The sequence below is a fragment of the Pedobacter psychrodurus genome (genome assembly GCF_032678585.1).
Taxonomy (GTDB): domain Bacteria; phylum Bacteroidota; class Bacteroidia; order Sphingobacteriales; family Sphingobacteriaceae; genus Pedobacter; species Pedobacter psychrodurus_A.
The window spans coordinates 1-934 of record NZ_JAVTSN010000134.1; the positions used below are offsets into that span (position 1 = coordinate 1).

General features: G+C 42.1%; 1 protein-coding gene. It reads right to left on the bottom strand.

The genetic code is table 11. From position 1 onward, the window contains the following. Nucleotides 1–934 (bottom strand): IS4 family transposase (locus R2S57_RS30370; protein ID WP_316848659.1); only part of this gene is annotated, 934 nt, incomplete at both ends.

Consider the following 934-nt stretch of genomic DNA (forward strand, 5'->3'; position numbering starts at 1 on the left):
ATACCATTCAATGCATTGGTTGGCTTGTTCAAGGGTTTCAATCCTATGTGTTGTCAATAAGCGCCACAAGATGGGCAATTCTCCATCAGGGACGGTTTCAGCCCGTTCCTTAACAAGTATAGCAGATAGCTCAACTGTCTTTTGCTCTCCCTTATAATTACGCGAGGCACATATTGTAACTTTGCTGAAGCTGATATCCATATGAGCGATTCTGGCTTTTCTTTTTTTTGTAGAACTCACATGGATAGTAGAGTTTCCCTGGGGTACAATACCATCCAGCCTACTATATAACTTGCCCTTGTCTGAGAGGTTTCGATCCGCTCTGGATCTTACCAGCACGTGGGTTCGCTGATCTGGAACCACTATAAACTCTTCATAGATATCGCTTTCTCGATCTCCTATAACTGTCATCACGGTTGTTTCAGGAATTATTCCCCTGCTTAATTCAGTGCTCTTGATCCATCGATAGGACTCCTTGTCCTGAATTGGCAACTGAGCATAATTCCGCTCGTTTTTATCCTTTTGGTCCCATGTCCGATTGTAGATAATTACCGAGGAAAGTCCCTGAATGGATGAGCTTTCAGCATCCACGACCAGCATGGGATGGCAAAAGAAGCCCGGGACAGTTTTGTTTCCGGTCGGACCGATATTCGGATCCAGTTCTCCCAACTTGTTTCTGATGCCACGATAATTGAATTCTGTAGTATCCTGAATGCACAATACATGTTTAAGTGAATTTAAAGTGCTATTGCAAAGCCGATAACCACCTTCTAGAATATCATCATGTTCCAATCGCTTGTTCGATAGCATACGATAAAAGGCAGCTTTTAAGGAATGGGTTGGAGCTAACCGATTGATGACTGCTGTTCCCGAAGATAATAAATCTGACAAACAATTTTCTAATCTAACTGCAATACGATTATCTGATAAAAAA